The 25,210-nt window shown below is 70.9% G+C and carries 23 protein-coding genes, 2 tRNA genes and 1 riboswitch; of the genes, 11 read left to right on the top strand and 14 right to left on the bottom strand.

The window, feature by feature from the left end:
• Window positions 1-64: 64 nt before the first annotated feature.
• A riboswitch (cobalamin riboswitch) is annotated at window positions 65-143 on the top strand.
• A gap of 164 nt (window positions 144-307) precedes the next feature.
• Both MTF65_RS12050 and MTF65_RS12045 read left to right on the top strand, forming a co-directional pair.
• Window positions 308-2,686 carry a ribonucleoside-diphosphate reductase subunit alpha gene (locus MTF65_RS12050; RefSeq protein ID WP_243628544.1) on the top strand — a complete coding sequence of 793 codons (2,379 nt, stop codon included), beginning with the start codon at window positions 308-310 and terminating at the stop codon, window positions 2,684-2,686.
• The gene (locus MTF65_RS12045) at window positions 2,686-3,711 is read left to right on the top strand and encodes a ribonucleotide-diphosphate reductase subunit beta (protein WP_243628543.1); all 1,026 of its coding nucleotides are present in this window, start codon (window positions 2,686-2,688) and stop codon (window positions 3,709-3,711) included. The genes MTF65_RS12050 and MTF65_RS12045 overlap by 1 nt, the downstream gene beginning before the upstream one ends.
• Before the next feature lie 110 nt (window positions 3,712-3,821).
• On the opposite strand, the gene MTF65_RS12040 is transcribed toward MTF65_RS12045, so the two are convergent.
• Entirely contained in the window at window positions 3,822-4,049 is a 228-nt protein-coding gene (locus MTF65_RS12040) for a hypothetical protein (RefSeq protein WP_243628542.1), read from the bottom strand.
• An 82-nt stretch (window positions 4,050-4,131) separates the two neighbouring features.
• Here MTF65_RS12040 and MTF65_RS12035 point away from each other — a divergent pair, with 82 nt between their 5' ends.
• Window positions 4,132-5,097 carry a helix-turn-helix domain-containing protein gene (locus MTF65_RS12035; RefSeq protein WP_243628541.1) on the top strand — a complete coding sequence of 322 codons (966 nt, stop codon included), beginning with the start codon at window positions 4,132-4,134 and terminating at the stop codon, window positions 5,095-5,097.
• A 39-nt stretch (window positions 5,098-5,136) separates the two neighbouring features.
• On the opposite strand, the gene def is transcribed toward MTF65_RS12035, so the two are convergent.
• The 6 genes from def to MTF65_RS12005 form a co-directional block, all read right to left on the bottom strand.
• Window positions 5,137-5,772 carry a peptide deformylase gene (gene def / locus MTF65_RS12030; RefSeq protein WP_243628540.1) on the bottom strand — a complete coding sequence of 212 codons (636 nt, stop codon included), beginning with the start codon at window positions 5,770-5,772 and terminating at the stop codon, window positions 5,137-5,139.
• Between the two features lie 82 nt (window positions 5,773-5,854).
• The gene (locus MTF65_RS12025; RefSeq protein WP_243628539.1) at window positions 5,855-6,841 is read right to left on the bottom strand and encodes a hypothetical protein; all 987 of its coding nucleotides are present in this window, start codon (window positions 6,839-6,841) and stop codon (window positions 5,855-5,857) included.
• A 465-nt stretch (window positions 6,842-7,306) separates the two neighbouring features.
• A complete protein-coding gene (gene rsrA / locus MTF65_RS12020; protein WP_243628538.1) occupies window positions 7,307-7,627 on the bottom strand; it encodes a mycothiol system anti-sigma-R factor in 321 nt (106 codons plus the stop codon).
• Window positions 7,624-8,268: a sigma-70 family RNA polymerase sigma factor gene (locus MTF65_RS12015; protein ID WP_243628689.1), complete on the bottom strand. Its 645-nt coding sequence runs from the start codon at window positions 8,266-8,268 to the stop codon at window positions 7,624-7,626. The genes rsrA and MTF65_RS12015 overlap by 4 nt, the downstream gene beginning before the upstream one ends.
• A 324-nt stretch (window positions 8,269-8,592) precedes the next feature.
• Window positions 8,593-9,258, bottom strand: coding sequence for an alpha/beta family hydrolase (locus MTF65_RS12010; protein ID WP_243628537.1), 666 nt, complete (start codon window positions 9,256-9,258; stop codon window positions 8,593-8,595).
• 50 nt (window positions 9,259-9,308) lie between these two features.
• Window positions 9,309-10,124, bottom strand: coding sequence for an SOS response-associated peptidase (locus tag MTF65_RS12005; RefSeq protein ID WP_243628536.1), 816 nt, complete (start codon window positions 10,122-10,124; stop codon window positions 9,309-9,311).
• A 53-nt stretch (window positions 10,125-10,177) separates the two neighbouring features.
• On the opposite strand from MTF65_RS12005, the gene MTF65_RS12000 reads away from it, so the two are divergent.
• The 4 genes from MTF65_RS12000 (at window position 10,178) to MTF65_RS11985 (ending at window position 13,771) form a co-directional block, all read left to right on the top strand.
• Window positions 10,178-10,891, top strand: a complete 714-nt coding sequence (locus MTF65_RS12000; protein WP_243628535.1) for a M50 family metallopeptidase — start codon at window positions 10,178-10,180, stop codon at window positions 10,889-10,891.
• 53 nt (window positions 10,892-10,944) lie between these two features.
• Window positions 10,945-12,291, top strand: coding sequence for a 3-phosphoshikimate 1-carboxyvinyltransferase (aroA, locus tag MTF65_RS11995; protein ID WP_243628534.1), 1,347 nt, complete (start codon window positions 10,945-10,947; stop codon window positions 12,289-12,291).
• Window positions 12,292-12,299: 8 nt separating this feature from the next.
• Entirely contained in the window at window positions 12,300-13,310 is a 1,011-nt protein-coding gene (rsgA, locus tag MTF65_RS11990) for a ribosome small subunit-dependent GTPase A (RefSeq protein ID WP_243628533.1), read from the top strand.
• A gap of 137 nt (window positions 13,311-13,447) precedes the next feature.
• Complete coding sequence (locus tag MTF65_RS11985) at window positions 13,448-13,771, top strand: multidrug efflux SMR transporter (protein WP_243628532.1); 324 nt, start codon at window positions 13,448-13,450, stop codon at window positions 13,769-13,771.
• Here the strand turns inward: MTF65_RS11985 and MTF65_RS11980 are convergent.
• Window positions 13,737-14,300 carry a TetR/AcrR family transcriptional regulator gene (locus MTF65_RS11980; RefSeq protein WP_243628531.1) on the bottom strand — a complete coding sequence of 188 codons (564 nt, stop codon included), beginning with the start codon at window positions 14,298-14,300 and terminating at the stop codon, window positions 13,737-13,739. The two genes, MTF65_RS11985 and MTF65_RS11980, sit on opposite strands and share 35 nt — an antisense overlap.
• 194 nt (window positions 14,301-14,494) lie before the next feature.
• Here MTF65_RS11980 and hisN point away from each other — a divergent pair, with 194 nt between their 5' ends.
• Together hisN and MTF65_RS11970 are read left to right on the top strand one after the other, a co-directional pair.
• Complete coding sequence (gene hisN / locus MTF65_RS11975) at window positions 14,495-15,310, top strand: histidinol-phosphatase (RefSeq protein ID WP_243628530.1); 816 nt, start codon at window positions 14,495-14,497, stop codon at window positions 15,308-15,310.
• Window positions 15,311-15,498: 188 nt separating this feature from the next.
• Entirely contained in the window at window positions 15,499-15,894 is a 396-nt protein-coding gene (locus MTF65_RS11970) for a cyclic nucleotide-binding/CBS domain-containing protein (protein ID WP_243628529.1), read from the top strand.
• A 125-nt stretch (window positions 15,895-16,019) separates the two neighbouring features.
• Here the strand turns inward: MTF65_RS11970 and MTF65_RS11965 are convergent, their stop codons facing one another.
• Complete coding sequence (locus MTF65_RS11965; RefSeq protein WP_279398812.1) at window positions 16,020-17,489, bottom strand: catalase; 1,470 nt, start codon at window positions 17,487-17,489, stop codon at window positions 16,020-16,022.
• Window positions 17,490-17,615: 126 nt separating this feature from the next.
• On the opposite strand from MTF65_RS11965, the gene MTF65_RS11960 reads away from it, so the two are divergent.
• The gene (locus tag MTF65_RS11960; RefSeq protein WP_243628527.1) at window positions 17,616-18,035 is read left to right on the top strand and encodes a Fur family transcriptional regulator; all 420 of its coding nucleotides are present in this window, start codon (window positions 17,616-17,618) and stop codon (window positions 18,033-18,035) included.
• Between the two features lie 121 nt (window positions 18,036-18,156).
• On the opposite strand, the gene MTF65_RS11955 is transcribed toward MTF65_RS11960, so the two are convergent.
• The 4 genes from MTF65_RS11955 to MTF65_RS11940 all read right to left on the bottom strand — a co-directional run bounded on the left by MTF65_RS11955 (window position 18,157) and on the right by MTF65_RS11940 (window position 23,353).
• A tRNA-Met gene (locus MTF65_RS11955) sits at window positions 18,157-18,230 on the bottom strand.
• Between the two features lie 58 nt (window positions 18,231-18,288).
• Window positions 18,289-20,136 carry a tetratricopeptide repeat protein gene (locus MTF65_RS11950; protein ID WP_374207210.1) on the bottom strand — a complete coding sequence of 616 codons (1,848 nt, stop codon included), beginning with the start codon at window positions 20,134-20,136 and terminating at the stop codon, window positions 18,289-18,291.
• 201 nt (window positions 20,137-20,337) lie between these two features.
• Window positions 20,338-20,411, bottom strand: a tRNA-Met gene (locus tag MTF65_RS11945).
• 62 nt (window positions 20,412-20,473) lie between these two features.
• Complete coding sequence (locus MTF65_RS11940; RefSeq protein ID WP_243628688.1) at window positions 20,474-23,353, bottom strand: UPF0182 family protein; 2,880 nt, start codon at window positions 23,351-23,353, stop codon at window positions 20,474-20,476.
• A 131-nt stretch (window positions 23,354-23,484) separates the two neighbouring features.
• Here MTF65_RS11940 and MTF65_RS11935 point away from each other — a divergent pair, with 131 nt between their 5' ends.
• Window positions 23,485-24,057 carry a PPA1309 family protein gene (locus tag MTF65_RS11935; RefSeq protein ID WP_243628525.1) on the top strand — a complete coding sequence of 191 codons (573 nt, stop codon included), beginning with the start codon at window positions 23,485-23,487 and terminating at the stop codon, window positions 24,055-24,057.
• A 29-nt stretch (window positions 24,058-24,086) separates the two neighbouring features.
• On the opposite strand, the gene MTF65_RS11930 is transcribed toward MTF65_RS11935, so the two are convergent.
• Entirely contained in the window at window positions 24,087-25,175 is a 1,089-nt protein-coding gene (locus MTF65_RS11930) for a PDZ domain-containing protein (RefSeq protein ID WP_243628524.1), read from the bottom strand.
• Between the last annotated feature and the right edge of the window lie 35 nt (window positions 25,176-25,210).

Raw genomic sequence — 25,210 nt, 5'->3', positions numbered from 1 at the left:
AACATCTAGGGGGTCGCACACGGGGCGGCCCCCACATGTATGCTCATCCTCGCTGTCAACGCAGGGGAATCCGGTGTGAATCCGGAACTGTCCCGCAACGGTGTGAAGTGCACCCATTGGTGCACCCCGCAAGTCCGAGGACCTGCCGACAGCACGCCCGGGTCGACCGAACCGGGTGGAGACACGTCCGGGCCTCGCGGTTGGGCCGGTGGACGCCATGCGGCACGTCGCGTTCCCGCGCGCCCGCATGCGCCCGCTCGCGCCCCGCTCCGCCGATGACCGGGCCGAGCGAGGGAGAGCTCCCGCCGTGACCATCGCGCCTTCCGCACCGCGCGCCGAGTCCACTTCTGGCGACACCACCGAAGGCCCGGGGGCCGCGCTGCTGCGTACTCTCACCGAGCTGACCGCCGACCTCCCCGACACCGACCCCGGCCGGGTCGCCGCCGCCGCCCTGCGCGGCCGCAGCGCCGTCGCAGACGAGGCCGAGCTGCGCGGGCTGGCCACCGAGGCCGCCGCCGGTCTGATCTCCGAGGACCCGGCGTACTCCCGGCTCGCCGCCCGCCTGCTGACGCTGGCCGTCGCGGACGAGGCCGTCGGCCAGGGGGCCACCTCCTTCGCCGCCTCCGTCGAGGTCGGCCACCGCGAGGGCCTGATCGCCGACCGCACGGCCGAGTTCGTCCGCGCCCACGCCGCCCGCCTCGACGCGCTGGTCGAGCACGCGCTCGCCGAGGGCGCCGACGACCGCTTCGGCTTCTTCGGCCTGCGCACCCTGCACAGCCGCTACCTGCTGCGCCACCCGATCACCCGCCAGGTCATCGAGACCCCGCAGTACTTCATGCTGCGCGTGGCCTGCGGCCTCGCCGCCGACGACACCCTCCCGGCCGTCGAGGAAGTGGCCTCGCTCTACCGGCTGATGAGCCGCCTCGACTACCTGCCGTCCTCCCCCACGCTCTTCAACTCCGGCACCCGGCACCCGCAGATGTCCTCCTGCTACCTGCTGGACTCCCCGCTGGACGAGCTCGACTCGATCTACGACCGCTACCACCAGGTCGCCCGCCTCTCCAAGCACGCCGGCGGCATCGGCCTCTCGTACTCCCGCATCCGCGCCCGCGGTTCGCTGATCCGCGGTACGAACGGCCACTCCAACGGCATCGTCCCGTTCCTGAAGACTCTCGACGCCTCCGTCGCCGCCGTGAACCAGGGCGGCCGCCGCAAGGGCGCCGCCGCCGTCTACCTGGAGACCTGGCACGCGGACATCGAGGAGTTCCTGGAGCTCCGCGACAACACCGGTGAGGACCAGCGCCGTACGCACAACCTGAACCTCGCCCACTGGGTGCCGGACGAGTTCATGCGCCGCGTGAACGCCGACGCCGAGTGGTCGCTGTTCTCCCCGGCCGACGTCCCCGAACTGGTGGACCTGTGGGGCGACGACTTCGACGCCGCCTACCGCAAGGCCGAGGCGGACGGCCTGGCCCGCAAGACCATGCCCGCCCGCGACCTGTACGGCCGGATGATGCGCACCCTCGCGCAGACCGGCCAGGGCTGGATGACCTTCAAGGACGCCTCCAACCGCACGGCGAACCAGACCGCCGAACCGGGCACGGTCGTGCACTCCTCGAACCTGTGCACCGAGATCATCGAGGTCACCAACGACGGCGAGACGGCCGTCTGCAACCTCGGCTCGGTCAACCTGGGCGCGTTCGTGATCGACGGCGAGATCGACTGGGAGCGGATCGACGAGACCGTCCGCACCGCCGTCACCTTCCTCGACCGCGTGGTGGACATCAACTTCTACCCGACCGAGCAGGCGGGTCGCTCCAACGCCCGCTGGCGCCCGGTCGGCCTGGGCGCCATGGGCCTCCAGGACGTCTTCTTCAAACTGCGGATGCCCTTCGACTCCCCCGAGGCGAAGGCCCTGTCCACCAAGCTCTCCGAGCGCATCATGCTGGCCGCGTACGAGGCCTCGTGCGACCTCGCCGAGCGCAGCGGCCCGCTGCCGGCCTGGGAGCAGACCCGCACCGCGCGCGGCGTCCTGCACCCGGACCACTACGACGTGGAGCTGAACTGGCCGGAGCGCTGGGACGCGCTGCGCGCCCGGGTCGCCAAGAGCGGCATGCGCAACTCCCTGCTCCTCGCCATCGCCCCGACGGCCACGATCGCCTCGATCGCCGGCGTGTACGAGTGCATCGAGCCGCAGGTCTCCAACCTCTTCAAGCGCGAGACGCTGAGCGGGGAGTTCCTCCAGGTCAACGGCTACCTGGTGGAGGAGCTGAAGCAGCTCGGCGTGTGGGACGCGCAGACCCGCGAGGCGCTGCGCGAGTCCAGCGGCTCGGTCCAGGGCTTCGGCTGGATCCCGGCCGAGGTGCGCGAGCTGTACCGCACGGCGTGGGAGATCCCGCAGCGCGGCCTGATCGACATGGCGGCGGCCCGTACGCCGTTCCTCGACCAGTCGCAGTCGCTGAACCTGTTCCTGGAGACGCCGACCATCGGGAAGCTCTCCTCGATGTACGCGTACGCCTGGAAGCAGGGCCTGAAGACCACGTACTACCTGCGCTCGCGCCCGGCGACGAAGATCGCCCGCGCCGCCCAGGCGGCCGCCCCCGTCGCGCTGCCCCAGGCCATCGCCGACGCCGAGGCGCTCGCCTGCTCCCTTGAGAACCCCGAGTCCTGCGAGGCCTGCCAGTAATGAGCACCACCCCGTCCGACAAGACCAAGAACCTCCTGGACCCGGGCTTCGAGCTGACCCTCCGCCCCATGCGCTACCCGGACTTCTACGAGCGCTACCGGGACGCGATCAAGAACACCTGGACGGTGGAGGAGGTCGATCTCCACTCGGACGTCGCCGACCTCGCCAAACTGACGCCCGCCGAGCAGCACATGATCGGCCGTCTGGTCGCGTTCTTCGCGACGGGCGACTCGATCGTCTCGAACAACCTGGTGCTGACGCTCTACAAGCACATCAACTCCCCGGAGGCGCGGCTCTACCTCTCGCGCCAGCTGTTCGAGGAGGCCGTGCACGTCCAGTTCTACTTGACGCTCCTGGACACCTACCTGCCCGACCCGGACGACCGCGCGGCCGCCTTCGACGCCGTCGAGGAGATCCCGTCGATCCGCGAGAAGGCGCAGTTCTGCTTCAAGTGGATCAACGAGGTCGAGAAGCTGGACCGCCTGGAGACGCAGGCCGACCGCCGTCGCTTCCTGCTGAACCTGATCTGCTTCGCGGCGTGCATCGAGGGCCTGTTCTTCTACGGCGCCTTCGCGTACGTGTACTGGTTCCGCTCGCGCGGTCTGCTGCACGGCCTGGCGACGGGCACCAACTGGGTGTTCCGCGACGAGACCATGCACATGAACTTCGCCTTCGAGGTCGTGGACACCGTCCGCAAGGAGGAGCCGGAGCTCTTCGACGACGCCCTCCAGCAGCAGGTCACCGACATGCTGAAGGAGGCCGTCGAGGCGGAGCTGCAGTTCGGCCGCGACCTGTGCGGTGAGGGCCTGCCGGGCATGAACACCGAGTCGATGCGCGAGTACCTGGAGTGCGTCGCGGACCAGCGCCTGGTCCGCCTCGGCTTCCCGCCGGTGTACGGCTCGCAGAACCCGTTCTCGTTCATGGAGCTCCAGGGCGTCCAGGAGCTGACGAACTTCTTCGAGCGGCGCCCGTCGGCCTACCAGGTCGCGGTCGAGGGCACGGTCGACCTGGACGAGGACTTCTAAGTCCCGCGCCGCTAAGTCCCGCTCCACGCAAGGGAGCCGGGAGCCGGAACGCGAGGAGCCGGGACGCGAGGATCGCCGCGTCCCGGCTCCTCGCGTTCCGGGGGCGGGGCTCAGAGCGCCATGCGTCCCCGGCGCCAGGTGCCGAACCGGATGCCGCGGCGCCGCCGCCGGGTGGGCGCGAGACCCCCCGCCCGCTGGCGCGGCAGCCACACCCGCCGGGTCGCGGCGGCCCGCAGCTGCCGGTCGATCCGTCGGTCGCGCAGGGCCCCGTACAGGCTGGGCCCGATCAGGACGGCGGTGAGGGCGAGGACGGCGAGGTAGTTCACGAAGGTGCTCATACCTCCACTGTCCGCCTGATCGGCCATGATCGAACAGTGGCAGGACTGTCATCGAAGACCGAATTACTGCCACACTGGGGTCATGCTGAACAACGTGGCAGTGGCCCTCGTCAATGGCGTCGCCCCCTTCGAGCTGGGGATCTTCTGCGAGGTCTTCGGAATCGACCGCAGCGAGATGGGCGTCCCGGTGTGCGACTTCGCCGTGTGCGCGGCGGAGGAGGGGCCGCTGGCCGCCGGTGGCGGCGCCTTCGGGATCACCCCCGCGTACGGGCTGGATCGGCTGGAGGAGGCCGACCTGATCTGTCTGCCCGCCGACCGGGAGGCTCCCGTACGCACCTACCCCGAGCCCCTCCTCGCGGCCCTGCGCCGGGCCGTGGACCGGGGCGCTCGGGTGCTGAGCGTGTGCAGCGGGGCCTTCGTCCTCGGCGAGGCCGGGCTGCTGGACGGCCGCCGCTGCACCACCCACTGGCTGCACGCCCCGGCCCTCACGCGCCGCTATCCGAAGGCGCTGGTCGATCCCGACGTGCTGTACGTGGACGAGGGCCCCGTGATCACCGCCGCCGGGACCGCCTCGGGCATCGACGCGTGCCTGCACCTCGTCCGCCAGGCACACGGGGCCGAGGTGGCCAACACCATCGCCCGGCGGATGGTCGTACCGCCCCACCGGGACGGCGGGCAGGCCCAGTACATCCGGCGGCCGCTGCCGCGCACCGCCTGCGACACGGTCGGCGAGGTGATCGGCTGGATGGCCCGCCACCTGGAGGACGAGATCACCGTCGAGCAGCTCGCGGAGCGCGCGCACATGTCCCCGCGCACCTTCGCCCGCCGCTTCCTCCAGGAGACCGGGACCACCCCGTACCAGTGGGTGCTGCGCCAGCGGGTGCTGCTGGCGCAAGAACTCCTCGAAGCCACCGACGACACGGTGGACGCGATCGCGGGCCGCAGCGGCTTCGGGAACGCGGCCGCCCTGCGCCACCACTTCCTGCGGACCCTGGGCACCACGCCGAACGCGTTCCGGCGTGCCTTCCGGGGCCCGCAGGCCGCCTAGGAACTCCGTCGGGACCTAGCGTCCCAGTTGTGTCGGGACCTAGTTGTTGGGGACCGTCTCGTAGCGCGGGGTGCCCTCTTCCATCTGGCGCAGGGCGTCCTTGCGGTCGCGCTTCGAGAGGCGGTCGATGTACAGGTACCCGTACAGGTGGTCCGTCTCGTGCTGGAGGCAGCGCGCGAAGAAGCCCGTACCGCGCACCTTGATCGGGTTGCCTTGCGCGTCCTGGCCCTCCACCTCGGCGTAGTCGGGGCGCGCCAGCTCGGCGTACGCGGTCGGGACCGACAGGCAGCCCTCGTTGGAGTCGTCCAGCACCCGCGCGCCGGCCGGCAGCTCCACGAGCTTCGGGTTGATCACGACGCCGGTGTGCCGCACGCCGTCGTCGTCCGGGCAGTCGTAGACGAAGACCTTGGCGTCCACGCCGATCTGGTTCGCGGCCAGGCCCACGCCCTCGGCGGCCTTCTGGCTGGCGAACATGTCGTCGATGAGCCGCGCCAGCTCGTCGCCGAACTCGGTGACGTCCTTGCACTCCCGGTGCAGGACCGGGTTGCCGACGACGGTGATGGGGCGGGCGGTGCCGCGCTCGCGGTGGGCGAGCTCGCGCTCCGCACAGTCCTCGGTGTCCACGACGTACCCGTCGTTCACGATCTCGACAACCTCGTTCTCCTGCTGCGCCATGTCCGCCGTACGCCTTCCGTAAGTCCGTTCACCGATGGTCACCAATGGCCACCGATGTGCCCGTACAGCCTACGGCCCCGGCTCAGCAGACTTCCTCGAGATCCCGCCACTCCCGGCTGTCCGGGCTGTCCGCGACCCAGCCGTCGAGCAGCCCTCGCACCAGCCCGGCCGGCGCCGCGATCCCGCACTCCCGCTCGGGCATCCACAGCGACCCCGACCCCGCCGTACGGTGGCCCAGCGGCCCGGGATGGCCCGGTTCGCTGTGGTCGTGCGGGTCCAGGTGCTCCCCGTCGCCCTCACCGCTCGGCATCGCGCTCTCCGAGCAGGTCCGGCACAGCAGCCGCACCGACGAGGACCAGTCCTCGGCGGCGAACCCGGCGTCCGAGGCCAGCTGCTCCAGGGCGTCGCGGTCCGCCTCGGTGGCCGCCTCCAGCAGCACCACCCAGGTCGGCACGGGCGAGGGCGCCCACAGCTCGATCTCGTCGAAGACGGGGTACGAGGGCCCGGCCGCGGTGACCCGCTCGCCGTGCGGAACCCCGTCGTGCAGGACGACCTCGCCCCAGCGCCGCCCGGACGAGGGCAGCGGGATCGACAGGACTTCCATCCGGGCCGGGTCCAGCCTGCGGCCCCACACCACCTCGGCCTCGCCCTCGGGCGACAGCCGTACGGCGGCGCTGCCCAGCTCCATGCCGACCGGCTCACCGTTCCCGGCGGCCTCCCCGGGCACCTTCAGCCCGTACGCCTGCCAGGCGCGCCGGGCCAGTGGCCAGTCCTGGAGCGCGGTCGCGGCGATCCCCACGTTCCACCAGTCCGGGGCGCCGGCCTCGCGGTCCAGCAGGGCCACGGCGCGCAGCCCGGCGGCCCGCGCCTGTTCCCAGTCGTGCCGGAACTTGTGCAGCAGGGCCAGGTTGAACCAGGACTCCGACAGCCAGGGCTCCAGGTCCGCCGCCCTGGTCAGGAGCGCACCCGCGTCCTCGTACCGACCGTCGCCGATCAGCGTGAACGCGCGGTCGGTGGCCTGCCGCCACGAGGCGGAGGGCCGATGCCGTACCTTCCCGAAGATCCTCACGATTCCCGCCTGCCGGTCCAACGGTGCAGCAGCCTTGCGGACGCTCTCACGGACACACTGACTCTCTCAATGGCATCCAACCATGCCCGCTCGGACGGCCGCTCATTACCCATGGGTTACCCCGGTGGGACGGGAACAACTCTGGCACGTCCGCCCCTGGCCAGAACCCTCGCCAACGACTCCACGACCTCGGGGCGGTAGTCCCGCCCGGTACCCAGCCTGAGCTGTTCCCAGGGCCGCCAGTGAGCCGATCGGGTGGTCCGTAGGGCCGGCCGGTCCGGCCCCCGGCGAGGACGGCCGCGACGACGACGGCCACGATCTGGAGCACCCCGTGATGACTGGCCTGCCCGGCGCTCTGCCCGAGCGCGGCGGGCCACATTTTCATATTGGGCCATGCGGACGCCCCCGGATTAGCACCTTCGGGTGAAGGAAGTGCCCTTCCGGGGGCGGTCGTTCAGCAGACGATCAGCCGGCCGCGGGACTGGCCGGTCCCGCCGTCACATCGGTGATGTCGTGATCGGGCACGGCCTGTCCCGACCGGATCAGCTCGATCCGGCCCATCACCTTGGACCGCAGGTCGGTCGGCACGTCGTCCGATCCGCAGCAGCGTTTCACCAGCTTCTTCACGGCCTGTTCGAGGCCGTACTTCTCAAGACAGGGATTGCACTCCCCGAAGTGCGTCTCGAACTTCGTACAGTCACTGTCCGGCATCTCGTGGTCAAGGAACTCGTAAAGGTGGTCCAGGACCTCAGAGCAGTCCGTCTCGTGCGGCTCTCCGCAGCTCATGAGCCCGAGCCTTTCAGGTCGTTCGACTCTCCCGCGCCCGCCGGGACCAGCCCGCGCTCGCGGGCGTAGTCCTCCAGCATTCCGCGGAGTTGACGGCGGCCACGGTGCAGTCGCGACATGACTGTCCCGATGGGTGTACCCATGATGTCCGCGATCTCCTTGTACGCAAAGCCCTCTACGTCGGCAAGGTAGACCGCGATGCGGAACTCCTCCGGAATGGCTTGGAGCGCTTCCTTCACATCCGAATCGGGCAGGTGGTCCAGCGCCTGCGATTCGGCGGAACGCAAACCGGTCGACATGTGCGACTCGGCGCGTGCCAGCTGCCAGTCCTCGATCTCCTCCGCGGCGCTGCGCTGCGGCTCGCGCTGCTTCTTGCGGTAGGAGTTGATGAAGGTGTTGGTCAGAATGCGGTACAGCCACGCCTTCAGATTCGTGCCTTCGCGGAACTGGTGGAAGGACGCGTATGCCTTCGCATACGTCTCCTGGACCAGGTCCTCGGCGTCGGCCGGATTGCGCGTCATGCGCAGCGCGGCCGAGTACATCTGGTCGAGGTAGCCGAGGGCGTCCCGCTCGAAGCGCGCGTTCCGCTCCAGGGTCGTCTCCTCCGCGTGGCCTTCGTCGGTCCCAGCGACAGGACCCACCTCCTCCGACTGCGTGGCGGCTCCGAAAGCGGACCCGCTCGAATCGGAGAATAGTCGACCATCCCGGGCCTCCGCCGCCCGAGGCCGACCGCGCTTGGGCGCAGGAAGCACCGTCCAGTCCAGGTCAGCGGCCTGCGGACGGTTCTGGCTGATGACCTGGGCCATGCGCTTCCTCTCCTCCGACGAATTTCCCGTGTGTACCGACGTTGGAGTCAACAGACGGGTCCGGCGGCGCATTCCCGGGCGCGGCAAGGGTTTCAGGCCCCCTGCCCGGCCTTTCGGCGGGTCCGTCGGCCAAGGTGAGGCGGATCACTCCGGAATATGTCAGGTCGCGCTCAGAACGTCGGAGAGTTCCTCCAGCCATCCGCCGACCGCTTCGGTGATCACCGCGAGGGCCTCCTCCTGCGTCAGCTCCGCCTTCTTCGGCACCGCGAAGCCGTGGTCGCCGTACGGGACCTCCACGAGCCGGTACGGGTCCCCGGCGCCCGGCGGCGGGAACTCCTCGGGGCGGCCGAACGGGTCGCGGCCGCCCTGCACCACCAGCGCGGGCCGCCCGGCGCCCAGCAGCTCCTGCGCCCGGGACTTCTCGGGCCGGCCCGGCGGGTGCAGCGGGAAGGCCAGCGCCAGTACCCCGGCCGCGTCCAGCTCGGCGGCGGTCCGGCAGGCCACCCGGGCCCCGGCGCTGCGCCCGCCGGCCACCACCGGCAGCCCGGCCCCGGCCAGCGCGGGCCACAGCGCGCGCCAGCCCTCGTCCAGCACCTTGGGCGCGGCGGCGACCTTCTTGCCGGCCACCCGCCAGGGCTGCTCGACCAGCGCCACGGTGATGCCGCGGGCGGGCAGCGCCGCGGCCAGTGCCTGGAGGTCCCGGGCCTCGATGCCGCCGCCGGCCCCGTGGCTGACGGCGAGCACGAGCCGGGCCTCGCGGGCGGTGTGCCAGGTGACGCGGGCCTCGCCCGCCGGGGTGTCGACGCTCTGCGTGCGGGTGCTCATGCCTTCCATCCTGCCCGGGTCAGAAGATGCCCGGTCAGAAGATGCCCGGGTCAGAAGAGCGTGCCCTCCTCCGGCGCGGCCAGCTCCTCCAGCAGCTCGGGCCCGTTGTTGCGTACGTTGCTCACGGCGGTGGACACCGGGTAGGCGCGCATCAGCCCGCCCGGCGGCGGTGCCAGCAGGTCCTGGAGCTCCTCGACGTCGGTCCGGGCCGGGTCGAGCCAGGGGTCCCACTTGTCGGGGGTCAGCATCAGCGGCATCCGGGGGTGGATGTCGGAGAGGGAGCGCGGCCCTTCGGCGGGGGCCACGCCCAGCGGCCCGGTCTCGGCCTCGGTGGTGATCACCGAGCAGGTCACCCACCAGGCGAGCGGGTGCTCGTCGGGCAGGGTCCGGTCGCGCCAGAACTCGTAGATCCCGGCCATGGCGAAGACGGAGCCGTCGGCGGGGAGCACGAAGTAGGGCTGCTTGCGGGCCCGCTTCTTCTTGCCCTCGACCTCCAGCTCCCGCTCGTCGTGGGCGGTGACCCACTCGTAGTAGCCGTCGGCGGGGATGATGCAGCGGCGCTGCGCGAAGGGGCGGCGGAAGGACGGCTTCTCGGCGAGGGTCTCGGCCCGGGCGTTGATCATCCGCGCGGCGCCCTCGGGGTTCTTCGCCCAGGAGGGGACGAGCCCCCACTTCAGCACGCGCAGCTGCCGAACCGGACGGGGGTCCGGAGCGTCTTTCACAGGACGGTCGAGGACGACGTGGACCTCTTTCGTCGGGGCCACGTTCCAGTCGGGGGCCAGCGCCTCCTCGGGCTCCCACTTCTCGACACCGAAGAGTCCCACCAGGTCCTCGGGCCTACGACTCGCCGCATAACGTCCGCACATGGCTGCCACACTGCCACGACACCTCACCACCACCGCAAGGAGTCCGCCACTCTATGGACAGCACCACGACAGCCGGTCTGTGGGACCGGCTCACGGGCATACAGACCCCGCCCGAGCTGTGGCTGGTGATCGTGACGGGCGTGGTCGCGCTGGCCACCGTGGGACCGCGCCCGCTGTGGCGGCTGTCCCGCAACGCGATCACCATCGCCCACGAGGGCGGGCACGGGCTGCTCGCGCTGCTGACCGGGCGGAGCCTCGACGGGATACGGCTGCACTCCGACACCAGCGGCGTCACCGTCAGCCGCGGCAAGCCGACGGGCCTCGGCATGGTCCTGACCGCCGCCGCCGGGTACACGGCGCCCTCGCTGCTCGGGCTCGGCGGGGCCGCGCTGCTGTCGGCGCACCGGATCACGCTGCTGCTGTGGGCGGCGACCGCGCTGCTGGTGGCGATGCTGGTGATGATCCGCAACGCGTACGGGGCGCTGACGGTACTGCTCACCGGCGGAACGTTCGTCCTGGTGTCCTGGCTGACCGCGGCCGAGGTGCAGGCGGTGTTCGCCTACGTGGTGGTGTGGTTCCTGCTGCTGGGCGGCGTCCGGCCGGTCTTCGAACTCCAGGCCAAACGGCGGCACGGTGGAGCGCCGGATTCCGACGCGGACCAGCTGGGCCGCCTCACCCATGTGCACCCGCTGGTCTGGCTGTTCCTCTTCCACTCCGTCGCGCTGTGCTCCCTGATCGGCGGCGGGCGCTGGCTTCTCGGGCTCTGAGACGGGCTCATGATCAAGATCCGGGGCCACGCGGAGCCACTAAAGTGGGGGCCATGACCGCATCCCCCGCGCTCCACGCCCTCTGGCCCGCCCCGCTCGCGGACGGGGCCGTACACGCCACCGTCACCGTGCCGGGGTCCAAATCGGTCACCAACCGCGCGCTGGTGCTGGCCGCCCTGGCCGCCGAGCCGGGCTGGGTGCGCCGTCCGCTGCGCTCCCGCGACTCCCAGCTGATGTCGGACGCGCTGCGCGCGATGGGCGTGGGCATCGAGGAGACCGTCTCCTCCAGTTCGGCGGCCGACGGGACCGGCGGCGAGGCCTGGCGGATCATCCCGGCCGCCCTGCACGGCCCGGCCACCATCGACGTCGGCAACGCGGGCACCGTCATGCGCTTCCTGCCGCCCGTCGCCACCCTCGCCTCCGGCGACATCCGCTTCGACGGCGACCCGCGCTCCTACGAGCGCCCCCTCGGCCAGGTCATCAGCGCCCTGCGCGCCCTCGGTGCCCGGATCGACGACGACGGCCGGGGCGCCCTGCCCCTGACCGTCCAGGGCGGCGGAGCCCTGGAGGGCGGCACGGTCGAGATCGACGCCACCAACTCCTCGCAGTTCGTCTCCGCGCTGCTGCTCTCCGCCCCGCGCTTCAACCAGGGCATCGAGGTCCGGCACGTGGGCACGACCCTGCCCTCGATGCCGCACATCCGGATGACCGTGGAGATGCTGCGCGCGGCCGGCGCCCAGGTGGACACCCCGGAGGCCGGCGGCGAGAAGAACGTCTGGCGGGTCGCGCCCGGCGCGCTGCTGGGCCGCGACATGGTCGTCGAGCCGGACCTCTCCAACGCCCAGCCCTTCCTGGCCGCGGCCCTGATCACCGGCGGCACGGTCACCGTCCCGGACTGGCCGCGCCGCACCACGCAGCCCGGTGACGCGCTGCGCCGGATCTTCACGGAGATGGGCGGCTCCTGCGAGCTGACCGACGCGGGCCTGGTCTTCACCGGCACCGGCACGGTCCACGGCATCGACGTGGACCTGGGCGAGGTCGGCGAGCTGACCCCCGGTATCGCGGCCGTGGCGGCCCTGGCCGACTCCCCGTCCACCCTGCGCGGGGTGGCCCACCTGCGGCTGCACGAGACGGACCGGCTGGCGGCGCTCACCAAGGAGATCAACGGGCTCGGCGGCGATGTCACCGAGACCGCCGACGGCCTGCACATCCGCCCGCGCCCGCTGCGCGGCGGGGTGTTCCACACGTACGACGACCACCGGATGGCCACGGCCGGCGCGGTGATCGGCCTGGCGGTGAAGGGCGTGGAGATCGAGAACGTGGCCACGACCGCGAAGACCCTGCCGGACTTCCCGAAGATGTGGACAGACATGCTCGCTGGACCGGGAGCGGGAGCGTAGGGCTCGTCATGCGCAGGTACGGCAAGCACACCGACGAGGACGACATCCGCCAGCGCCCCAACCCCAAGGGCAACCGGCCCCGGACCAGCATCCGGCCCAAGCACGAGGACGCGGCCGAGGGCTTCGTCCTGACCGTCGACCGCGGCCGGCTGACCTGCCTGGTCGAGGGCCGCCCCGTGCACGCGATGAAGGCCCGCGAGCTGGGCCGCAAGGCGGCGGTGGTCGGCGACCGGGTCTGGATCGTCGGTGACCTGTCCGGCAAGAAGGACACCCTCGCCCGGATCGTGCGGATCGAGGAGCGCAAGTCCGTCCTGCGGCGCACCGCGGACGACGACGACCCGTACGAGCGGGTGGTCGTCGCCAATGCCGACCAGCTGGCCATCGTCACGGCCCTGGCCGACCCGGAGCCCCGGCCCCGGATGATCGACCGCTGTCTGGTGGCCGCGTACGACGCCGGACTGGAGCCGCTGCTGGTGCTCACCAAGTCCGACCTGACCTCGGCGGACAAGATCCTGGAGATCTACTCCACGCTCGGCGTGAACTACGTCGTGACCAACCGCGAGGAACTGGCGACGGGCGACGCGGCCGCCAAGGTGCGCGAGCGGCTGGAGGGCCGGATCACCGCGTTCGTGGGGCACTCGGGCGTCGGCAAGACCACCCTCGTCAACTCCCTGGTGGCACCGGACCGCAAGCGGGCGACCGGGGTGGTCAACGCGGTCACCGGGCGCGGCCGGCACACCACCACCTCGGCGCTGGCGCTGCCGCTGCCCGGGATGGAGGGCTGGGTCATCGACACCCCGGGCGTGCGCTCCTTCGGCCTGCACCACGTGGACCCGTCCCGGGTGATCCTGGCCTTCCCCGACCTCGTGCCGGGTACGGAGGACTGCCCGCGCGCGTGCAGCCACGACGAGCCGGACTGCGCGCTCGACAAGTGGGTGGAGGACGGCCACGCGGACCCGGCGCGGCTGTATTCGCTGCGGCGGCTGCTGGAGACGCGGGAGCGCCGCGAAGGCGACTGATCGCCGATCGCCGTACGGGCGGTTCACCAGGTTCACCAGGTTTGCCGGGTTTGCTGGGTTTGCTGGGGGATCGCGTCTGGTAAGTGCATAATCGCATCAAGTGACGCGTGGTCACGTGACGCGGGGAGGCATTCGCCATGGCGTGGCTGCTGGTCGTTGTCGCCGGAATCCTGGAGACGGGCTTCGCGGTCTGCCTCAAGCTGTCCCACGGTTTCACCCGGCTGTGGCCGACCGTGGCCTTCGCGTGCTTCGCGATCGGCAGTTTCGGTCTGCTGACACTCGCGCTCAAGAAGCTGGACGTCGGTCCCGCGTACGCGGTGTGGACGGGCATCGGGGCGGCCGGGACCGCCGTCTACGGGATGGTCTTCCTCGGCGATCTGGTGTCCACCCTCAAACTCGTCTCGATCTCGCTGGTGATCGTGGGCGTCATCGGCCTTCAGCTGTCCGGTTCGGCGCACTGAGCAGCCGGACCAGCTCGCCGAGCCCGGGCTCCTCCCCCGGGACGATCACGTAGGAGAGCGCGAGGCGCAGCGCGAGCTCCCCCTGCCGCGCGCCGTCCCCCGGGGCGAGCGCGACCGCCACGCGTTCGCGGACCGCTCGCGTGAGGTCCCCGGGCCCCAGCGCGGGGAGCCCGGGGTGATACGGCTCCCCCGGCGGCACGGGCAGGTTCCCGTCCCAGAACCCGGTCAGCAGGGCCCGTACGAGGGGATGCGCGCGGGCCGCCTGTACGGTCCACTCCGCTACGGCGGCGAGGCGCTCGCCCCGCTCCGCCGGGGAGCCGAGGGCGCGGTCCACCCCGGACAGGTACCGGTCGGCCGCCCGCCGGACCAGGGCGCGGCCCAGGCCCGCCTTGCCGCCGAACTCGTTGTAGAGGGTCTGCCGGGACACCCCGGCGGCCGCCGCGACGTCGACCATCCGCACGGCCGGCCAGGGGCGCGCCGAGAGCGCCGCTCCCGCCGCCTCCAGCAAGGACTCCCGGGCTGCCGGCATCCGCGCCTCCCCTTCGCGTCCCCTTCGCGCCGCCCCGTTCGGCCAATCGACCTCCGCGGGGTTCCGCTTGGCTTCCCCGCCAGAGTTGACGGGCCGCCAGATCCTGTCAAGGGCGCGTCTTCTGTCCACGGGCACGTCCGGCCGCACCGTGGACCTCGTTCGCCGGGGTACTGGAGTCCCGATACTGTTCGGCCATGCCCGAGTATGACGATGATCTGCGCCTTGCCCTTGAGCTCGCCGACGCGGCGGACAGCGCCACGATGCAGCGGTTCCGAGCCCTCGACCTGAAGGTCGAGACCAAGCCGGACATGACACCGGTGAGCGAGGCCGACCAGGCCGCCGAGGAGATCATCCGGGCCGGGATCCTGGCCGCGCGCCCCGACGACGCGATCCTCGGCGAGGAGTACGGCCTCAAGGGCACCGGCCCGCGCCGCTGGGTGGTGGACCCGATCGACGGTACGAAGAACTACGTGCGGGGGGTGCCCGTCTGGGCGACCCTGATCTCCCTGATGGCGCAGGGCGCGGACGGCGTCTTCCACCCGGTGGTCGGCGTGGTCTCCGCGCCGGCGCTGGGCCGCCGCTGGTGGGCGGCGCAGGGTGGCGGCGCGTACGCGGGCGGCGCGCTGGGCGAGACGGCGGGCGAGCCCACCGCGCTCGGCGTGTCGAAGGTCGCGACCCTGGGCGACGCGTCCTTCTCCTACTCCTCGCTGAGCGGCTGGGAGGAGCAGGGCCGGCTTCCCGGGTTCCTGAACCTGACCCGCGCCTGCTGGCGTACGCGGGCGTACGGCGACTTCTGGCCGTACATGATGGTCGCGGAGGGCTCGCTGGACCTGTGCGCCGAACCGGAGCTGAACCTCTGGGACATGGCGGCCATCGCGGTCGTGGTCCAGGAGGCGGGCGGCCGTTTCACCAGCCTGGACGGGGCGGAAGGCGTGCACGGCGGGAACGCGGCGGCCTCGAACGGGCTGCTGCACGAGGAGATGCTCGGATACCTGCGTCCGCGCGCCTGACGCGTGCCCGCCGGGCAATCCCTCCCGTACGCCTCCTTGCTGACCCTCCGTGTCCGTGGGAATCTGAGAGTCCCCCCGCTTGTGCGCTTGTGCATCCCTTCTCTAAGTCCGGCCTTCTCTCAGTCCGGGACTTCGTCTGTCGGCGCACCCACCCAAGCGGGGGACTCACCCAGGAGGTGGCTCTCTTCATGCTCGTCCGCGACGCCATGAGCACCGTGATCCTCACCCTCGGACCCGCGCACACCCTCCGTCAGGCGGCCTGCCTGATGTCCGGCCGGCGCGTCGGCGCGGCCGTCGTCCTCGACCCCGAACACAGCGGCATCGGAATCCTGACCGAGCGCGACATCCTCAACTCGATCGGCGCGGGCCACGATCCCGACCGGGAGGCCGTGGGCGCGCACACCACCAACAACGTGGTGTTCTGCACCCCGGACGCCACCCTCCAGGAAGCTGCCGAGGCCATGGCTCACGGCGGCTTCCGGCACCTGATCGTGCTGGAGGGCGGCGGACCGGTGGGCATCGTGTCCGTACGCGACATCATCCGCTGCTGGGTGCCGGCCCGGCGCAGCACGGTAGCGGCGTAGCACGTAGCGGCGCAGCACCGGAGCGGCGCAGCACCGGAGCAGGCGGCTTCGCCACGGCAGCACAACGCCGGGCCGGCTCCCCCAGGGGGTGCCGGCCCGGCGTCTTACCGCGGCAAGCGGTCCGCTCAGCCGCGGAGGGCCTGGACCGCGGCTTCCAGACGCTTGCCGAAGTCACCGTCGGCCTGACGGAAGTTGTTGATCGCGCGCTCGGCGAGGTCGTCACGGGAGACCTTGGCGATGAAGCCGGACAAGTTCTCGATCAGACGGGACTTCTCGTCCTCCGACATCAGGCGGTAGAGATGGCCCGCCTGGACGAAGTCGTCGTCCTCGCGGTGGATCGGCGCGGCATGGTTGCCCGTGCCGCCGGTCACCGCGGTGGACTGCCACAGCGGGCGGTCCGTCTGGAACGGACCGCCGAAGCTGTTCGGCTCGTAGTTCTTCGCGCCCTTGTGGCGGCCGTCGTAGAGGGAGCCGTCGCGGGAGTTGGTGCGCGCCTCGGTGGCGTGCGGACGGTTCACCGGGAGGTGGTCGGCGTTGATGCCGACGCGGTAGCGGTGGGCGTCGCCGTACGCGAAGAGACGGCCCTGGAGCATCTTGTCCGGGGACGGACCGATGCCGGGGACGAAGTGGGCGGGGCTGAAGATGCTCTGCTCGACCTCGGCGAAGACGTTCTCCGGGTTGCGGTTGAGCTCCAGCTTGCCGATCTCGATCGGCGGGTAGTCCTCGTGCGGCCACACCTTGGTGAGGTCGAACGGGTTGAAGCGGTACTCGGCCGCCTCGGCCGCCGGCATGATCTGGACCTGCACGGTCCAGGTCGGGAACTCGCCGCGCTCGATGGCCTCGCGCAGGTCGCGCTGGTGCGAGTCCGGGTCCTCACCGGCGAGCTTGTTGGCCTCGGCCTGGGTGAGGTTCTTGATGCCCTGGTCGGTCTTGAAGTGGTACTTGACCCAGAAGACCTCGCCGGCCTCGTTGTTCCACTGGAACGTGTGCGAGCCGTAGCCGTTCATGTGGCGGTACGACGCCGGGATGCCCCGGTCGCCGAACAGCCAGGTCACCTGGTGGGTGGACTCGGGGCTCAGACCCCAGAAGTCCCACACGTTGTCGGCTTCCTGCGAGCCCGTGTACGGGTCGCGCTTCTGCGTGTGGATGAAGTCCGGGAACTTGATGGCGTCCTTGATGAAGAACACCGGGGTGTTGTTGCCGACGAGGTCGTAGTTACCCTCTTCGGTGTAGAACTTCAGCGCCCAGCCGCGGGGGTCGCGCACGGCGTCGGCCGCACCGAGGTTGCCGGCGACGGTGGAGAAGCGCAGGAACGTTTCGGTCTGCTTGCCGACCTCGGAGAGGAACTTGGCGCGGGTCCACCGAGAGACGTCGCGCGTCAGCGTGAAGGTGCCGTACGCACCGGCGCCACGGGCGTGCACCACGCGCTCCGGGATGCGCTCGCGGTTGAAGTGGGCGAGCTTCTCAAGGAGGAGCTGGTCCTGGAGGAGAACGGGCCCGCCGACGCCGGCGGTCTCGCTGTTCTGGTTGTCGGCGACCGGAGCCCCGGCCTCCGTGGTGAGCGGTCCCTGCGTCACGTGCGCCTCCTGCGTCATTCCAGCACCTGTCCTCGGCGTTTGCCGTAACGGATCCTACAATGGACTTTGTCTAAGTCAAGCAAGCATCCAATTCGACAACGGTTCGGGACCTGCACCGGGTCGCCTCGCTGTTAGGCTGGCGGCATGAGTGACCTGCTGGAACGACTTCGCGGACGCGGATGGCGCATGACCGCACAACGGCGCGTCGTGGCCGAGGTGCTCGACGACGGTGACCACGTCCACCTGACGGCCGACGAGGTGCACGCGCGCGCCGTGGCCAAACTGCCGGAGATCTCGCGCGCGACGGTCTACAACACGCTGGGCGAGCTCGTGACGCTCGGCGAGGTCCTGGAGGTCTCCACGGACCGCAGGGCCAAGCGGTACGACCCGAACGCCCACCACCCGCACCAGCACCTGGTGTGTGCCCAGTGCGGCGCGATCCGCGACGTCCACCCGGCGGGCAACCCGCTGGCCGACCTCCCCGACTCCGAGCGCTTCGGCTTCACGGTCTCGGGCGTCGAGGTGACGTACCGCGGGCTCTGCCCGAACTGCGCCGGCGCCTAGACAGCCCGCCTAGACAGGAGAGGGGCCCCGGAGCAGACGCTCCGGGGCCCCTTCGCCTCTTCGATCGCACCCGGAAACGACTGAGGCCCGGATCCATGGGATCCGGGCCTCAGTCATTCAGTAGCGGGGACAGGATTTGAACCTGCGACCTCTGGGTTATGAGCCCAGCGAGCTACCGAGCTGCTCCACCCCGCGTCGGTAAACACGACTTTACGTGAGGCCCCCCATCAGAAGCAAATCGCTGGTGCCGGGGTCAGGCGGAGAGCTCCTCGGCCAGGGCGTCGCGCAACCGCGCCGCCCGCTCCGAGACCTCCGCCGGGCCCAGCTCCATGGCCCGTACGCACCACTTCTGCCCCTCCGCGAGGTCCCCGTGCCGCGCGGCCAGCAAGCCCAGCCGCAGCGCCGCACGGCCATGGCCGGCCACCGCCGCCCGGGTCCACCACAGCGCCGCCTCCGGTTCGTTCCCCTCGCGGGCCAGCAGCAGCCCCAGGTTGAACGCCCCGTTCCGGGAGCCGGCCTCGGCCGCCTCCCGGTACCAGCGCGCGGCGACCCCCAGGTCACCCCGCGCGGCGGCCAGCATGCCGACCCGCACCTGCGCGCGCCGGTGCCCCTGCTCGGCGGCCCGCTCGTACCACTCCTCGCTCTCGGTCCTCGCGACACCGCCCACCGGCTCGCCCAGCGCCACCGGCTCCGGCGGCGGGGCCAGCGACTCCAGCAGCGAGGCGAGGCGGAACGCCGCCTCCGCGCTGCCGCCGCCCGCCGCGCACCGCAGGTGCCGTTCCGCGGCCCGCTCCTCGCCGTCGCGGACCAGGGCGATGCCGACCTGGAGCGCCGCGTCGGTGTGCCCCGCCGACGCGGCCCGCTCGTACCACTTCAGCGCCGTCCGGTCCTCGTCGCGGCTGGCGAAGAGGATCCCGAGGTTGAACGCGGCGTCCACGCTGCCGGCCTCCGCCGCCTTCGAGAACCAGGGCTCGGCTCCCGCCGCGTCCCCGACCTGGAGCAGCATGATGGCCAGCGCGTTGGCGGCCTCGCGGTGCCCCGCGTACGCCGCCCGCCGGTACCACTGCTCGGCCTGCGCGGTCCGCTCCTGGGCGGCGCAGAGCAGGGCGAGGTTGTACGCCCCGTTCTGGTCGCCCGCGTCCATGGCGGCCCGGTACCAGCGCTCCGCGGTCTGGGTCTCCCCGCGCGCCGCGTGCAGCGCGCCCAGGGCGTTCGCCGCGTTGCCGTCGCCGTCCTGCGCCGCCCGGTGCCACCACGCGGCCGCGCTGTCCTCGTCCCCGGCGTCGCGCAGCAGGAAGCCGAGCGCGCACGCCGCACGCGCCTCCCCCTGCTTCGCCGAGGTCAGGTACCAGCGCCCGGCCTCCTTGAGCTCGCCGCGCGCCTCCAGCAGCGCGCCCAGGTGCAGCGCGGCCCGCCGGTGTCCGCGCGCGGCGGCCTGCCGGTACCACTGCTCGGCCTCGGCCGGGTCGCCCTTGCGCAGGTGCCGCGCCAGCCGGTACGCCGCCTCGCGGTGCCCCTGTTCGGCGGCGGCCCGGAACCAGCGCTCCACGCCCTTGTCGCCGCGGTGCTCCAGCAGGTCGGCCAGCCCGTACGCGCCCAGCGCGTGGCCGGATTCCGCCGCCTGGCGCATCCAGTACTCGGCCGCCGGCTCGTCTCCCCGCTCGCGGTAGTGGCGGCCCAGGGCGTGCGCGGCCGGGGCCGAACCGGCCACGGCGGCGACCCGCCACCAGCCGGCCGCCTCCTCGGGGTAGCCGCGCTGGTGCAGCAGTACGCCCAGATTGTTCGCGGCGGCCCGGTCTCCTTCCGCGGTGGCGCCGCGCAGGTAGGGCTCCGCCCCGGCGAGATCGCCGCGGCGCAGCAGCAGCGCCCCGAGCACGCTCATGGCGCCCGGGTCGCCCTTGTCGGCGGCCACCCGGTGCCGGGCTTCGAGCTCGGCGACACTCGCCACGTCCGCCTCGACGAACGCTTCGTCCGCGAAATCCGCATCGGTCAATGCGGTCTGCGCGTTAACGGTCCGAGCCACCTCTACGGCTCCCGTGCCCGGCTCGGCCTCCGCCCTCACAAACCGCCCTGTCTCCAGCAGAGTTGACCTGTCCCCCATAAATCCCATCGTCGCATCACCTGCTACCCGCGTACACCTGGTATGTCGCAGTCAGTGAGGTCACTACAGCGTTTTGTCGACATGCCCACAGGGAGACAAGTCAAACACGCTCCCGCCTCAACTCACCCGTTCCAGCTACCCCGAGCCCTCCCCGGACATGACGAAGGCCCGGATCCCATGGATCCGGGCCTTCATCTTCAGTAGCGGGGACAGGATTTGAACCTGCGACCTCTGGGTTATGAGCCCAGCGAGCTACCGAGCTGCTCCACCCCGCGTCGGTGAAACCACAGTATCACGACGCGGGACAGAGCCATTACCCAACGGGCCGGCCGCCCGTCTAGCCTCCCGGCTTGGGAGTCGTCAGCTTCGCCTCCGCGTCGATCGCCCGCTGCAGCGCCGCCTTGATCTCGTCCTGGGCCTTGCCGAAGGCCGCCCAGTCGCCGGCCTGGCGGGCCTTCTCGGCCGCCTCGATCGCCTTCGCCGCATCGTCCAGGGCGGCCTTGACCGTCGGGTTCTGGGCGGTCGGCGGGGTGACGGTGCCCTCGCCCGGCGGCTGTTCCGGCGGCACCGGCGTGGTCGGCGCCTCGGCCCCGAAGACCACGTTCAACGCCTTCTCCAGCGTGTCCTCGAAGGCCGTCTGGCCGCCGTAGGTGACCAGCACCTTGCGCAGCAGCGGGTACTTCAGCCCGGAACTGCGTACGTACACCGGCTCCACGTAGAGCATCCCGCCCTCGAGCGGCACCGCGAGCAGGTTTCCGTACTCGACCTCGGAGTCGCCACCGCGCAGCAGGCGGATCGACTCGGCGATCTTCGGTTCGGACTGGAACTTGCTCTGTACCTGCTTGGGGCCGTCGACGGGCTTGCTCGTCGGCAGCTTCAGGATTCTGATCTTCCCGTAGTCCTGCGTGCCCGGATCCGCGTTGACCGCCATGTAGGCGCTCAGGTTGGGCCGCTCGTTCGGCGTGAAGGTCGTCGTGAGCGAGAAGACCTGGTCCTTCTCCTTCTGGCCCGGCATCTTCATCGACAGGTAGTACGGCGGGAGCGCCGTACCGGCCTTGGCCGTCGGGTCGTCCGGGACGGCCCAGGCCTCGCTGCCGCTGAGGAAGGTCTGCGGGTTCGTGACGTGGTACCGGGTCAGCAGCTCGCGCTGGACCTTGAAGAGGTCCTGCGGGTAGCGCAGGTGGTCCATGAGCGGCTTGGCGATCTCGCTCTTGGGCTTCACCGTGCCCGGGAACGCCTTCATCCAGGTCTTCAGGACCGGGTCCTTGGTGTCCCACTGGTACAGGTTGACCGTGCCGTCGTACGCGTCGACGGTGGCCTTCACCGAGTTCCGGATGTAGTTGACCTGGTTCTCCTGCGCCACCACCGCGCGCTGGCTGTTGGTCAGCGAGTCCGCGGTCGTGACGCCCAGCGTGGTGCGCGAGGCGTACGGGTAGCCGTTGGTGGTCGTGTACGCGTCGACGATCCAGACGACCTTCTTGTCGATCACGGCCGGGTACGGCGCGCCGTCGATGGTCAGCCACGGCGCGACGGCCTCGACGCGCTCCTTGGGCGTGCGGTTGTACAGGATCCGCGAACCCTCGCCGATGGCGCCCGAGTACAGGATCTGCGGCTCGCTGAAGGCGAGCGCGTACGCGGCCCGGTTGACCGGGTTGTCCAGGTTGACGCCGGAGTTGCCCTGGTAGCTCGTCTCCTTCTCGCCGTTGTCGTCGGAGTAGTCGAGCTCCTTCTGCGGACCGCCGACGATCGAGTACTGCTTCGTCTGCTCGCCGTAGTAGATGCGCTGCTGGAAGTCCGTGCTGAACATGCCCTTGGACGGCAGGTCGGACTGGGTGAAGTCCGGGGCGCCCTGGTCACCGACCGTGGTGCCCTTGGCCGCGACCACGCCGTAGCCGTGGGTGTACTTGAAGTGGTCGTTGATCCAGTTGTTCTTCGGGATGCCGCCGATGTTCAGCTCGCGCAGCCCGATGACCGTGTCCTGGCCGGTGTAGCGGTCCACGGCGAGCGTGGACGGGAACCCGTAGTAGCCCTTGACCTGCTGGAGCTGCTGGAAGGCCGGGGAGACGATGTTCGGGTCGAGGAGCCGGACGCTGGCCGTGGTGTCGGCCGCCCGCCGCAGCTTGGCCTTGTCGTCCGTCTGCGGAACGCCCTCGTAGTCCGTGACCTCGGTCCCGGCGATCCCGTACGCGTCGCGCGTCGCCTTGATGTTCTTCTCGACGTACGGCGATTCCTTGGCCTGCTCATTGGGCTGGACCTGGAACTTCTGGACGATCGCCGGGTACAGACCGCCGATCAGGATCGCCGAGAGCACCATCAGGCCGAAGCCGATGACGGGCAGCTGCCAGGTGCGGCGCCACAGCGTCGCGAAGAACAGCACGGCGCAGATCGCGGCGATCGCCACGAGGATCGTCTTGGCCGGCAGGTAGGCGTTGGCATCCACGTACCGCAGGCCGGTCCAGTTGTCGGCGGCCTTGAAGTCGCTGGACTTCACCGCGAGGCCGTACCGGTCGAGCCAGTACGCGATGGCCTTGAAGGTGACGAAGAGGCCGAGCAGCACCGACAGGTGCCCGGTGGCCGCGGCCGTGGCCCGGGCGCCCGGGCTCGTCACGCGCAGTCCCCCGTACAGGTAGTGCACGACGGCGGCGGCGATCACGGACAGGACGACCGCGGCGAAGCCGAAGCCGAGCAGGAAGCGGTACCAGGGCAGGTCGAACGTGTAGAACGACACGTCCATGTGGAACTGGGGGTCCTTCGTGCCGAAGGGCACCCCGTTCACATACATGAGCCAGGTCTTCCACTGGCCCGCCGCCGAGGCTCCGGCGATCATGCCGACGAGCGCGGCGATGCCCAGGAGCAGCCACTTCTTGTACGGCGCGATGCTCATCCGGTAGCGGTCGAGGCTCTGCTGCTCCATCGACATCGCGCTGAGCGGCGGCCGCAGCCGGTACGCCAGCCAGATGTTGAACCCCACGGCACCCGCCATCAGCAGGCCGAAGACGGCGAAGAGGCCGATCTTGGTCCACAGGGTGGTGGTGAAGACGCCGGAGTACTTGACGGAGCGGAACCAGAGCCAGTCCGTCCAGAAACCCGCGAACATGATGAACGCCATGGCCAGGACGGCCAGGACGCCCAAGGTCATCAGAAGAGTGCGGGCACGCCGGGACGGGCGGCCGACTCTCATCCGTGGCCCCGAAGGGCCTCCGCCGCGGTCCGGCATCTGGAAAGCCAAGGTGCGCACCTCTGAAAGTCGCTGGGTCTGGTATTCAACGGGCCCCCGATCGTAGACCCCACTGATGCAACTTACGGAGCCCCTGGTCAGTTCCCGCAATCCGGCGGAAAGGAGGCAGGATGTTGTCCATGTCCAACGTTCCCCCCTCCTCCCCCGGCACTCCGATGGCGGCCAGCCCGCTGACCCGAGCCTGCCTCGAGATCGACGAGTACGCGGCCGGCCTCGGCTGGGACCAGCCCGCCCGGCTGTTCGCCCTCGTCGACACCGCGAAGCTCCGCAAGCAGGAGCCGCGCCTCGCCGGCCAGCTCGGCCTCGACCAGGACGACGCCGGCAAGGCCTCCCTCACCCCGATCGAGCAGGACGAGCTGCCCGCCGGCACCGCCCTCGACAAGTTCCTGGGCACCGTCGCCTGGCCCGACGCCGTCGTCGGCTGCGCGCTGACGGTGGAGCGGCTGATGCTGCCGCCGTCGGCGGAGGCCTCCGTACCGGAGGGGCTCAGCGACAAGCAGCTCGCGAAGTGGGTCGCCGGGCACCCGGAGCGGCAGGAGGTACGGCTGACCGTGGCCGTCCTGCGCGACGGGTCGCGCGAGTCGGCCGTCCGGCTGCGCGAGAAGGACTCCTCGACCGAGGTCCTCACCGGCGGCGGCCTGGTGCCCGGGCTGGCGGAGGCGCTGGCCGCGACCTTCTCTTAGCGCTTGCTGGGGGACCCTCGGGGGGCCGGTCAGGACGTGCCGCAGCGCGGCAGCCCGGCCGTGTCCCCCTTGCCGATCTTCTCCAGCGCCTTGGTGGCGTCGTCGATGGTGGAGACCTTCACCAGGGTGAGGCCGTCCGGCACGTGCGAGGCGGCGGAGGCGCAGTTGTCGGCCGGGGTCAGGAAGTACTCGGCTCCGGCCTGGCGGGCGCCAATGGTCTTCATCTGGATGCCGCCGATGGGGCCGACCTTGCCCGAGTCGTCGATGGTGCCGGTGCCCGCGATGAACTTCCCGCCGGTCAGGTCCTCCGGGGTGAGCTTGTCGACGATGCCGAGGGCGAACATCAGGCCGGCGCTGGGGCCGCCGACGTCCGCGAGCTTGATGTCGATCGTGAACGGGAAGGTGTGGTCGGTGCCGGCCCGGATGCCGACGATGGCGTGACCGTCGCCCTCCGCCTTGCCCGCGTTGATCGTGACCTTGGACGTCTCGGTCGGCTCGACGCCCGTCTTCTCGGCCGCGGCCGCCGCGGGCTCGGGCACGATCGTGAACTCGACCGGCTCGCCCGGCTTGTGCCGGGTGACCAGCTTGGCGACGTCGCCGGGCTCCTTCACCGGGGTGCCGTCCACGGCGCGGATCAGGTCACCGGCGTGCAGCCGCCCCTCGGCGGGGCTGGCCTTGACGACGGAGGAGACGACGACGCGGGCGGTGACCGGGATGCCGAGCTGCTTGAGGGCCGCCACCTTGGCGCTCTCCTGCGACTGGCTGAACTCCTCGGCGTTCTCCTGCGTGGATTCCTTCTCGGTCTTGCCGTTCGGGTACAGGTTCTCGTGCGGCACGACGATGTTGTCGTCGGCCAGCCAGCCGTACACCGCTTCCACCAGGTTCATGGGGTAGTCCGCGCCCGTGACGCGGACCGTCGTCATGTTGAGGTGCCCGCTGGTGGGGTAGGACTTGCGCCCCGAGATGCTGAGGACGGGCTCGCCGCGCGAGTCCCCGAGTGTGTTCACGGTCGGACCCGGGCTCATCTCGGAGTACGGGACCTTGATGAATACCCCTGCGCAGAGCAGCGCGAACAGCATGAGGGTGGAAGCGAGCATCGTCGCAGTGCGGCGTGGCATGGATCGACAGTACGGGACTGCCCTGACGGGCGGCC

It is taken from the genome of Streptomyces sp. APSN-46.1, assembly GCF_022815725.1.
Classification (GTDB): domain Bacteria; phylum Actinomycetota; class Actinomycetes; order Streptomycetales; family Streptomycetaceae; genus Streptomyces.
This window is presented reverse-complemented; position numbering and strand designations above follow the sequence as displayed.

What these genes read in the sequence shown, in the direction of transcription:
- MTF65_RS11985 (WP_243628532.1), top strand. Translation starts at nt 13,448, where the DNA reads ATGGCGTGGCTGCTGGTCGTTGTCGCCGGAATCCTGGAGACGGGCTTC.
- MTF65_RS11940 (WP_243628688.1), bottom strand. Translation starts at nt 23,353, where the DNA reads ATGCCGGACCGCGGCGGAGGCCCTTCGGGGCCACGGATGAGAGTCGGC.
- MTF65_RS12045 (WP_243628543.1), top strand. Translation starts at nt 2,686, where the DNA reads ATGAGCACCACCCCGTCCGACAAGACCAAGAACCTCCTGGACCCGGGC.
- MTF65_RS11980 (WP_243628531.1), bottom strand. Translation starts at nt 14,300, where the DNA reads ATGCCGGCAGCCCGGGAGTCCTTGCTGGAGGCGGCGGGAGCGGCGCTC.
- MTF65_RS11960 (WP_243628527.1), top strand. Translation starts at nt 17,616, where the DNA reads ATGAGTGACCTGCTGGAACGACTTCGCGGACGCGGATGGCGCATGACC.
- MTF65_RS11970 (WP_243628529.1), top strand. Translation starts at nt 15,499, where the DNA reads ATGCTCGTCCGCGACGCCATGAGCACCGTGATCCTCACCCTCGGACCC.
- MTF65_RS12000 (WP_243628535.1), top strand. Translation starts at nt 10,178, where the DNA reads ATGGACAGCACCACGACAGCCGGTCTGTGGGACCGGCTCACGGGCATA.
- def (WP_243628540.1), bottom strand. Translation starts at nt 5,772, where the DNA reads ATGGCGCAGCAGGAGAACGAGGTTGTCGAGATCGTGAACGACGGGTAC.
- rsrA (WP_243628538.1), bottom strand. Translation starts at nt 7,627, where the DNA reads ATGAGCTGCGGAGAGCCGCACGAGACGGACTGCTCTGAGGTCCTGGAC.
- MTF65_RS12040 (WP_243628542.1), bottom strand. Translation starts at nt 4,049, where the DNA reads ATGAGCACCTTCGTGAACTACCTCGCCGTCCTCGCCCTCACCGCCGTC.
- MTF65_RS11930 (WP_243628524.1), bottom strand. Translation starts at nt 25,175, where the DNA reads ATGCCACGCCGCACTGCGACGATGCTCGCTTCCACCCTCATGCTGTTC.
- rsgA (WP_243628533.1), top strand. Translation starts at nt 12,300, where the DNA reads ATGCGCAGGTACGGCAAGCACACCGACGAGGACGACATCCGCCAGCGC.
- hisN (WP_243628530.1), top strand. Translation starts at nt 14,495, where the DNA reads ATGCCCGAGTATGACGATGATCTGCGCCTTGCCCTTGAGCTCGCCGAC.
- MTF65_RS11950 (WP_374207210.1), bottom strand. Translation starts at nt 20,136, where the DNA reads ATGGGGGACAGGTCAACTCTGCTGGAGACAGGGCGGTTTGTGAGGGCG.
- MTF65_RS12035 (WP_243628541.1), top strand. Translation starts at nt 4,132, where the DNA reads ATGCTGAACAACGTGGCAGTGGCCCTCGTCAATGGCGTCGCCCCCTTC.
- MTF65_RS12010 (WP_243628537.1), bottom strand. Translation starts at nt 9,258, where the DNA reads ATGAGCACCCGCACGCAGAGCGTCGACACCCCGGCGGGCGAGGCCCGC.
- MTF65_RS11935 (WP_243628525.1), top strand. Translation starts at nt 23,485, where the DNA reads ATGTTGTCCATGTCCAACGTTCCCCCCTCCTCCCCCGGCACTCCGATG.
- MTF65_RS11965 (WP_279398812.1), bottom strand. Translation starts at nt 17,489, where the DNA reads ATGACGCAGGAGGCGCACGTGACGCAGGGACCGCTCACCACGGAGGCC.
- aroA (WP_243628534.1), top strand. Translation starts at nt 10,945, where the DNA reads ATGACCGCATCCCCCGCGCTCCACGCCCTCTGGCCCGCCCCGCTCGCG.
- MTF65_RS12005 (WP_243628536.1), bottom strand. Translation starts at nt 10,124, where the DNA reads ATGTGCGGACGTTATGCGGCGAGTCGTAGGCCCGAGGACCTGGTGGGA.